The organism is Synechococcus sp. CB0205 (assembly GCF_000179255.1).
Lineage (GTDB): Bacteria > Cyanobacteriota > Cyanobacteriia > PCC-6307 > Cyanobiaceae > Vulcanococcus.
On sequence record NZ_ADXM01000068.1, the window covers coordinates 24,079 to 31,876 of the forward strand.

Below are 7,798 nucleotides of genomic sequence, written 5' to 3' on the forward strand. Positions count from 1 at the left end.
TACTGTCCGTAAGTGACATCCTGCCGTGCAGCAGCTGGACCTGACGATGCGCCGCCTTTTTGCAGTTCTCATTTCTGCCCTGCTGATCTTCGGCTTCGCCCCCGTGGCGAAAGCTGATGTTGCAGGCCTGACCCCCTGCGCTGAAAGCGCACGCTTCCAATCCCGGGCCGCCGCCGCCTCCACCCCCCAGGCCAAGGCGCGCTTCGAGATGTACAGCCAGGCCTCCTGCGGCGCTGATGGCCTGCCCCACCTGATCGTGGATGGTCGCCTCAGCCACGCTGGTGACTTCATCATCCCCGGCATCGCCTTCCTCTACATCGCTGGTTGCATCGGCTGGGCCGGTCGCAACTACCTGATGGCCATCCGTGGCAGCAAGGACGCCGCCATGAAGGAAATCCAGATCGACCTGTCTCTGGCCTTCAAGAGCACCCTGGCTGCAGCCACTTGGCCCATCGCTGCCTTCGCTGAACTCAGCGGCGGCAAGCTGACCGAATCCGACGACAAGATCACCGTCTCCCCCCGCTGATCGCGGCGGGTTATCTCCACTCTTTCAACGTCATTCCGATGAAAAAGTTCCTGACCACCGCCCCGGTCTTCGCCGCGATCTGGTTCACCGTCACCGCTGGCATCCTGATCGAATTCAACCGCTTCTTCCCCGATCTCCTCTTCCACCCGATGTGATCGGCAGTTGCCATTGAAAAGGCCCCAATCGGGGCCTTTTTTATTGCCCAGCGCCCCTAGCCAAGCCCCATCAACTGCTCCAGCTGCTGCAACGCCTCCGTCAGATCGCCATTGACGATCACCGCATCGAATTCGGACTCGGCCTGCAGCTCCACCCGGGCTCGCTCTAGCCGCCGAACGATGGCCTCATCGCTATCGGTGCCCCGTCCGCGTATGCGGCACTCGAGCTCCTCAAAGGAGGGGGGCTTGATGAAGATCTGGAAACCGCTGGGGAAGCTGCGGCGCACCTGACGCGCCCCTTCCAACTCGATCTCCAGCAGGACCGGTCGGCCCGCTTGAAGCTGAGCCTCCACGGGCTCACGGGGGGTGCCGTAGCAGTTACCGGCGAACTCAGCCCACTCGAGCAAGCCCCCTTGGGAGACCTTGGCGTCGAAATCAGCCCGGTTCAAAAAGAAATAGCTCGTGCCCTCCACCTCGCCGCTGCGGGGGGAGCGGGTGGTCGCTGAAATCGAAAGCCAGATCTCGGGATGACGCTCCAGCAGAGCAGTCACCAAGGTCCCCTTGCCGACTCCACTGGGGCCCGTGATCAGAAACAACCGGCCGCTGGAGGAGGGCTCTTCCGCCATTGGGACTCAACCATGGCCCTGCAGAGTAAGAGTGCCTCCGCAGCGAATCGGCGCAGACCATGGCCGCCCAGTCCCTCCAGGCCATGGACCTCACCAGCCTTCGTGCGGTGTTGGCGGAACTGCGGCCGCAACTGGTGCCCAGCCGCTTTGAGAAAGCCCAACAGGCCGACGGGCAGACCCTTCACCTGGGGTTCCGCACGCTGGAGCGGCGGCTCTGGCTCGAGCTCAGCTGGCTGGCCGAAGCACCGCGCCTGCTGGAGATCCCGCCTCCCCCCAAGCAGGGGGATGGAAGCACCCTGGCGCAACAGCTCCAGCACGGACTAAGCGGGCTGGCGCTCACCGGCCTCCAACAAGACGGTTGGGAGCGGGTGGTGGAACTGGACTTCGCCACCAGGCCGGGGGAGCCGGCCCAGCGGAGCCTGGTCCTGGAGTTAATGGGCCGCCACAGCAATGTCTTCCTGCTGGATCAAGACCGCAGGGTCGTGGCCGTGGCCCGGCAGGTCCGCGATAACCAGTCCCGCCTAAGGCCGATCAGCACGGGCGATCTCTACAGCGCCCCACCGCCCATGGGCGGTCGCTGCCCCAGCCGCAGCGAGAGCTTTGAGCACTGGAAAAGCGAACTGCAACTGCTGCCGCTGCCGCTAAAACGCGCCCTGCCCAGCGCCTATCAAGGCATCAGCCCAGCGCTCGCGCGCCAATTGGTCGCGGGACTCGGCGATGACCTACTCGATCAACCCGCGCAGGGCCTCAACCCGATGACCTGGGACCAGCTCTGGCAGCGCTGGCAGCTCTGGCTCGAGGCCCTGGAGGAGGAACGTTTCGTATTCCGCCTGGACGAGGGCGGGGGGTATTGCTGTTGGAGCAGCGAGCGCGCACCAGAGCAGCCAGTCAGCCTCAACGCCCAGCTCGCGAGCTATCACCGCGATCGCTTGCAAGCCAGGACCTTTCAACAGCGGCAGCAGGCCCTCAAGCAGCGGCTCGAGCGGGCCTTGGAGCGCGAACGGCAGCAACAGCAGCAACAGCAAGCGCTCCTGGATCAAGTCGGCAACAGCACTGGACTGCAGGAGCAGGCCGACGCCCTGCTCTGCCAAGCCAACCCCAGCCGAGACACGGTGAACGAGGCCCAGAAGCTCTACAAAAAAGCGCGGCGTCTGCGGCGCTCCGTGGCCGCCATCACCCCCCGACTGGCCCAGCACCAGCAGCAACTTGAGCAACTGGAGGCAAGCCTGACCTTCCTGGAGCTCATCCAGCTCGAGTGCCAATGGGACCCCGCCAACGGGCTCCTGCAACTGCAGGCCCTCGAAGAGGACAGCGAGAGGCTCTGGCAACGCCAACCCAGCAACCGCAAGGAACGCAGGCGAGCGCAGGGGGATCCCAGCCCCCTATCCGTCACCAGCCCAAGGGGTCTGACGATCCAAGTTGGCCGCAATCACCGCCAGAACGAATGGATCAGCCTCCAACAGGCCCGCAAGGGGGATCTCTGGTTCCACGCCCAGGAGTGCCCCGGTAGCCATGTGGTGCTGAAGAGTTCGGTCGCCCCTGCGGAGGACAGCGATCTGCAAGCGGCGGCCAGCCTGGCGGCCCACTTCAGCCGTGCCCGCGGCAATCGCCAGGTAGCGGTGGTCATGACCCCCTGTGAGCAGTTGCAGCGGATCCCGGGGGCGGGTCCAGGCACGGTCAGGCACCGCGGCGGGGAAGTCCTCTGGGCCGACCCCGACGCCGCTGAGGCACTACTGCGCGGCAAACCCCTTAGCCTCAGTGGGGAGCAACAGTCATGAGCGATCAACCCCAGGGCCCTGACGGTCGCCCCGCTGGAGTCGCGCCGCCGCCTCCCATCAAGATTCCGGCCGCTGAAGTCCAAGAGGACTTCCCCTCCGAGGTGGAGATGACCCTCGTTGGGCACCTCGAGGAGTTGCGCAGCCGAGTCCTGCGCAGCCTGCTTGCGGTGGTCGTTGGCGCGGCCGCGTGTCTGCTGTTTGTCCGGCCGCTGGTGCGCCTGCTTGAGGTACCCGCCCACGGCATTCACTTCCTGCAGCTGGCACCGGGGGAATTCCTACTGGTCTCTTTGAAGGTGGCGGGCTACGCCGGTCTCACCCTGGCCCTGCCCTACGTCCTCTACGAAGGCCTGGCCTTCGTCCTACCCGGCCTGACCCGCAGGGAACAAAAGCTCGTGGCTCCAGCGGTCGCGGGGTCCGCCGTGCTGTTTATGGCGGGCCTGGCCTTTGCCTGGTGGGCCCTGGTTCCAGCGGCACTGAACTTCCTCGTGAGTTACGGCGCGGATGTCGTTGAGCCGCTGTGGTCCATCGAGCGCTATCTGGACTTCGTGTTGCTGTTGATGGTGGCCACCGCTTTGGCCTTCCAACTACCCGTGCTGCAGATGCTGCTGGCGGCCCTTGGACTCGTGCGCTCAGAGTCCATGCTCTCGGCCTGGCGTTTTGTGGTGATGGCCTCCGCCCTGGCCGGGGCTGTGCTGACCCCCTCGACGGACCCGATCACGATGCTGCTGCTCAGTGGCGCCATCACGGCGCTCTATCTCGTCGGTGTTGGCTTGGCTCGGGTGGTCCAACGGCCGGCCTAGATCAGAGCAGGAACTCACTCGCCCGCCCCTCAGGAAGCTCCAGGGCCAGGTTCATCGCCTTACCCAGGCGGGGTTTGTCATTGGTGGTGGTGAGCCATTGGCGCACCTGTCCTGCCACACCAAGCCCATTGAGGGTGGCCACAAGCTCGTCGAGCTTGGCGGTGTACTGCTCAGCATCCAGGGGAAAGGATTGCTGCTCGAGGTACGCCCACATCACCTGCAAATAAAGGCGACCGCGCCGGGACGTCAGCTGTAGGTCGTAGGAGGCCTGCCAACGGCCCCGCAGGGTCTCAAGGATCTCCGCAGTGGCCAGGGGAACGGCAGGTGACTCAGTCACAGCAAGGCAAAGCAAGACGCCCTCGCAACAGCATGTTGCAGGCTTCGGCCACCTGCCTGCAGTTCGGGCCCGTTGCGGGAACGACAAGGTCCATAATGGCCCCCACGTCGATGTGGCTGCAGGCCGCCCCGTATGACCCAAATCCCAGCGAGCGCCTCGAGCGGTGATGTCCCCGGAATGGGTCGCCGGCAGTTCATGAACCTGCTGACCTTCGGTTCGGTGACCGGAGTTGCCCTTGGCGCCCTCTACCCGGTGGCCAACTACTTCATCCCCCCGAAGGCCGCTGGCTCCGGCGGTGGTACGGCAGCCAAGGACGAGCTGGGTAACTCCGTCACCGCCAGTGGCTGGCTGAGCGACCACCGCGAGGGTGATCGCAATCTGGTGCAGGGCCTCAAGGGCGACCCCACCTACCTGATCGTCGAAGGCAGTGATGCCATCGGCAGCTACGGCATTAATGCCATCTGCACCCACCTGGGTTGCGTTGTGCCCTGGAACGCAGCGGCCAACAAGTTCATGTGCCCCTGCCACGGCTCGCAGTACGACAACACCGGCAAGGTGGTGCGCGGCCCTGCCCCCCTCTCCCTGGCCCTTGCACACGTCTCGGTCGAGAACGACAACGTGTTCCTGAGCCAGTGGACCGAAACTGATTTCCGCACCGGCGAGAAGCCCTGGTGGGTCTGATCTCCTCCCCAACCGTTTCCCTCTCGCCCCCACGCCCCATGCGTCGCTCCTTCTCCCTGCTGCTGAGTTCGGTTCTGGTTCTCGGCGCACTCTTCTTTGCTCCTCAGGCCAGCTGGGCTTATCCCTTCTGGGCACAGCAGCAGTACGACTACCCCCGGGAAGCCACCGGCAAGCTGGCCTGCGCCAACTGCCACCTGGCGAAGAAGCCCACCCACGTGGAACTGCCCCAAGCGGTCTTCCCCGATGAGGTCTTCAAGGTTGAAGTCGAGATCCCTTACGACACAAGCGTTCAGCAGGTGTCTGGCGATGGCTCTCCCACCGGCCTGAACGTGGGTGCTGTCGTGATGCTTCCCGACGGTTTCAAACTCGCTCCCGCTGATCGTCTGACCGACGAACTCAAGGAAGAGACCGAAGGCGTTTACGTCACCACCTGGGACGAAGAGAACCCCAACATCCTGTTGGTCGGTCCACTGCCCGGCGATGACAACCAGAAGATCGTCTTCCCGATCCTCTCGCCTGACCCCGCTGCCGATAGCAACATCCACTTCGGCAAGTTCCAGCTGCACGTCGGCGGTAACCGCGGCCGCGGTCAGGTATACCCCACCGGTGAGAAGAGCAACAACGGCGTCTTCAACGCTTCTGCTGCTGGCACCGTTGAAGCGATCAACGCCGGTGACGCCGGTGCCTCCGTTGTCGTCATCAAGACCGCCGACGGCAACAGCGTGAGCGACACCATCCCCGCTGGCCCCACCATCACTGCCCAAGTGGGCGATGTGGTCGCCGCTGGTGCAGCCCTGACCAATGACCCCAACGTGGGTGGCTTCGGTCAACTGGATGCTGAGGTCGTTCTGCAGAACCCTGTGCGCATCTACGGCTTGCTGGCCTTCTTCGCCGCCGTGGCTCTTGCCCAGATCATGCTTGTTCTGAAGAAGAAGCAGTTCGAGAAGGTGCAGGCCGCCGAAGGCCTTTGATGCCCTTCGCTGTGTTCACCTCCCCTGGCCCCTTGCTGTTTCAGCTGGGGCCATTTTCTTTGCGTTGGTACGGGCTGCTCATCGCGATTGCGGTGCTCTGCGGACTCGCCCTGGCCACGCGCCTTGGCAAAGAGCGGGGCATCGATTCGACGCTGATCGCCGATCTGCTGCCGCTGCTGGTCCTGGCGGCCGTCGTTGGTGCTCGGATCTACTACGTCACCTTTGAGTGGCGTCAGTACCGCTTCAACTGGCTGGATGCACTGGCCATCTGGCGCGGCGGCATTGCCATCCATGGGGCCCTGATTGGTGGGACCTTGGCGGTGATCCTCTACAGCCGCTGGCGCAAGATCGCCTTCTGGAATCTGCTGGATGTCCTGCTTCCCTCAGTGGCGCTCGGCCAGGCCATCGGTCGCTGGGGGAACTTTTTTAATTCCGAGGCCTTCGGTCTTCCCACGGACCTTCCCTGGAAGCTGACCATCCCGTTTTCGAACCGACCGGTTGAATTTCTCGATCAATCGACCTTTCATCCGACCTTTCTCTACGAGTCGATCTGGAACCTGGGCGTCCTGCTGCTGCTGCTCTGGCTGTTTCGGCGGGGGATGGAAGGGCGGATCGCACTGCCTGCTGGCGCCCTGAGCTGCGTCTATCTGATTAGTTACAGCTGCGGTCGCCTTTGGATTGAAGGACTGCGGATTGATCCGCTCTGCCTGATGGGGACACCGCCCTACTGCGCCGGTGGACTGCGCATGGCCCAGCTGATCAGCCTGGTCTTGATCGCGCTGGGTGGCTTGGGCCTCTACTGGCTCTATGGCCGCAAACGCCCCCTTCCCGACCCCAGCGGAGTGAAGCCATGAGCACAACCACGGGAAAGGTCTGGATTGTTGGAGCGGGCCCAGGCGCTCCCGATCTGCTGACCCTGCGGGCAGCCAGAACGATTGAACAAGCGGAGGTCCTGATCTGGACCGATTCGCTGGTCAATCCTCAGCTGGCGGCAATGGCGCCTCAGGACTGCGAGCGGATCCGAACCAGCACCCTGACCTTGGAGGAGGTGATGCTGCTGATGCTCGATCGCGTCAAGCAGGGCAAGCGCGTGGTGCGCCTGCATGACGGAGACACTTGCCTCTACAGCGCCCTCAACGAACAGCTCTGCCGCTTGCTCGATGCCAATGTTGCCGTGGAGGTCGTCCCCGGACTCAGTGCTTATCAGGCCACTGCCGCCCGCCTGAACAGCGAGCTCACCATTCCCGGACTGGTGCAGACGATTGTGATTGGAAGGGCAGGGGGGCGAACCGGCGTGCCAGAGAGCGAGTCTCTGGAGCGCCTGGCATCGCTCAAGGCCTCCCTCTGCCTGTACCTCAGTGCTCGTCACGTCGAGGAGGTGCAGCGTGAACTGCTGCTGCACTATCCAGCGGACACCCCTGTGGCCATTGGCTATCGCGTCAGCTGGCCCGATGAGTGGATCAGCGTTGTCCCCCTGAAGGACATCGATCGGGTCAGCCGCGAGCGCGAGCTGATCCGCACGACCCTCTACGTGGTGAGCCCCGCCCTCGCGGCCCCTGGGGGGCCCCGCTCCAAGCTCTATTCAGCGAGCCACAATCACCTCTTCCGCGGCGGTGCTGAGTAGGCCCGCCGCGCGGGCCATGATCTAAGCTCTGACTGCGCGAGCGATGAGCGCACGCGGGCGATTAGCACAGCGGTAGCGCACTTCCTTCACACGGAAGGGGTCACTGGTTCGAATCCAGTATCGCCCACTTGTTTGAACCCCCTGGCCGGGCGCAGCAGACTGCACCCGGCTTTTTTGTGTTTCGGGGGACATGGCCATAAGCCGGGCTGATCAATTCCATCACCAGCCGGCATCGGAAGCGGGCACGGCGAGCGTGAGCAGCGCTTAAAGTTTCATTGCTGGATATATCCAGCTCTTCAT

General features: G+C 63.9%; 10 protein-coding genes and 1 tRNA gene. 9 read left to right on the top strand and 2 right to left on the bottom strand.

Features of this window, described 5'->3' with window-relative positions; genetic code table 11:
• The first annotated feature begins 46 nt into the window (after window positions 1-46).
• Both CB0205_RS0113290 and psaJ read left to right on the top strand, forming a co-directional pair.
• Window positions 47-526 (top strand): photosystem I reaction center subunit III, encoded by a 480-nt coding sequence (locus CB0205_RS0113290; protein ID WP_010317975.1) that lies wholly within the window; start codon window positions 47-49, stop codon window positions 524-526.
• 38 nt (window positions 527-564) lie between these two features.
• Window positions 565-681 carry a photosystem I reaction center subunit IX gene (gene psaJ, locus CB0205_RS0113295; protein WP_010317976.1) on the top strand — a complete coding sequence of 39 codons (117 nt, stop codon included), beginning with the start codon at window positions 565-567 and terminating at the stop codon, window positions 679-681.
• A gap of 56 nt (window positions 682-737) precedes the next feature.
• Here the strand turns inward: psaJ and gmk are convergent, their stop codons facing one another.
• Window positions 738-1,307, bottom strand: coding sequence for a guanylate kinase (gene gmk, locus CB0205_RS0113300; protein WP_010317977.1), 570 nt, complete (start codon window positions 1,305-1,307; stop codon window positions 738-740).
• Between the two features lie 59 nt (window positions 1,308-1,366).
• Between gmk and CB0205_RS14940 the strand changes: the two genes are divergently transcribed.
• Together CB0205_RS14940 and tatC are read left to right on the top strand one after the other, a co-directional pair.
• Window positions 1,367-3,085 carry an NFACT family protein gene (locus CB0205_RS14940; RefSeq protein ID WP_010317978.1) on the top strand — a complete coding sequence of 573 codons (1,719 nt, stop codon included), beginning with the start codon at window positions 1,367-1,369 and terminating at the stop codon, window positions 3,083-3,085.
• Complete coding sequence (gene tatC / locus CB0205_RS0113310; protein WP_010317979.1) at window positions 3,082-3,885, top strand: twin-arginine translocase subunit TatC; 804 nt, start codon at window positions 3,082-3,084, stop codon at window positions 3,883-3,885. Before CB0205_RS14940 ends, tatC begins: the two co-directional genes overlap by 4 nt.
• A 1-nt stretch (window position 3,886) precedes the next feature.
• On the opposite strand, the gene CB0205_RS0113315 is transcribed toward tatC, so the two are convergent.
• On the bottom strand, window positions 3,887-4,222 hold the full coding sequence (locus CB0205_RS0113315) for a DUF3067 family protein (protein WP_232197338.1): 336 nt from the start codon (window positions 4,220-4,222) through the stop codon (window positions 3,887-3,889).
• Window positions 4,223-4,354: 132 nt separating this feature from the next.
• On the opposite strand from CB0205_RS0113315, the gene petC reads away from it, so the two are divergent.
• From petC to CB0205_RS0113340, 5 genes are all read left to right on the top strand, one after another.
• A complete protein-coding gene (gene petC, locus CB0205_RS0113320; protein WP_010317981.1) occupies window positions 4,355-4,903 on the top strand; it encodes a cytochrome b6-f complex iron-sulfur subunit in 549 nt (182 codons plus the stop codon).
• Between the two features lie 38 nt (window positions 4,904-4,941).
• Entirely contained in the window at window positions 4,942-5,874 is a 933-nt protein-coding gene (gene petA, locus CB0205_RS0113325) for a cytochrome f (RefSeq protein ID WP_029626410.1), read from the top strand.
• Window positions 5,874-6,728 (top strand): prolipoprotein diacylglyceryl transferase, encoded by an 855-nt coding sequence (gene lgt / locus CB0205_RS0113330; protein ID WP_010317986.1) that lies wholly within the window; start codon window positions 5,874-5,876, stop codon window positions 6,726-6,728. The genes petA and lgt overlap by 1 nt, the downstream gene beginning before the upstream one ends.
• A complete protein-coding gene (cobM, locus tag CB0205_RS0113335) occupies window positions 6,725-7,498 on the top strand; it encodes a precorrin-4 C(11)-methyltransferase (protein WP_010317988.1) in 774 nt (257 codons plus the stop codon). Before lgt ends, cobM begins: the two co-directional genes overlap by 4 nt.
• 55 nt (window positions 7,499-7,553) lie before the next feature.
• Window positions 7,554-7,625 (top strand) — tRNA-Val (locus CB0205_RS0113340).
• Window positions 7,626-7,798: the final 173 nt, after the last annotated feature.

Excerpts from the sequence above, each read along its gene's own strand:
- psaJ (WP_010317976.1), top strand. The coding sequence starts at position 565 with ATGAAAAAGTTCCTGACCACCGCCCCGGTCTTCGCCGCGATCTGGTTC.
- CB0205_RS14940 (WP_010317978.1), top strand. The coding sequence starts at position 1,367 with ATGGCCGCCCAGTCCCTCCAGGCCATGGACCTCACCAGCCTTCGTGCG.
- CB0205_RS0113290 (WP_010317975.1), top strand. The coding sequence starts at position 47 with ATGCGCCGCCTTTTTGCAGTTCTCATTTCTGCCCTGCTGATCTTCGGC.
- cobM (WP_010317988.1), top strand. The coding sequence starts at position 6,725 with ATGAGCACAACCACGGGAAAGGTCTGGATTGTTGGAGCGGGCCCAGGC.
- tatC (WP_010317979.1), top strand. The coding sequence starts at position 3,082 with ATGAGCGATCAACCCCAGGGCCCTGACGGTCGCCCCGCTGGAGTCGCG.
- petC (WP_010317981.1), top strand. The coding sequence starts at position 4,355 with ATGACCCAAATCCCAGCGAGCGCCTCGAGCGGTGATGTCCCCGGAATG.
- petA (WP_029626410.1), top strand. The coding sequence starts at position 4,942 with ATGCGTCGCTCCTTCTCCCTGCTGCTGAGTTCGGTTCTGGTTCTCGGC.
- lgt (WP_010317986.1), top strand. The coding sequence starts at position 5,874 with ATGCCCTTCGCTGTGTTCACCTCCCCTGGCCCCTTGCTGTTTCAGCTG.
- gmk (WP_010317977.1), bottom strand. The coding sequence starts at position 1,307 with ATGGCGGAAGAGCCCTCCTCCAGCGGCCGGTTGTTTCTGATCACGGGC.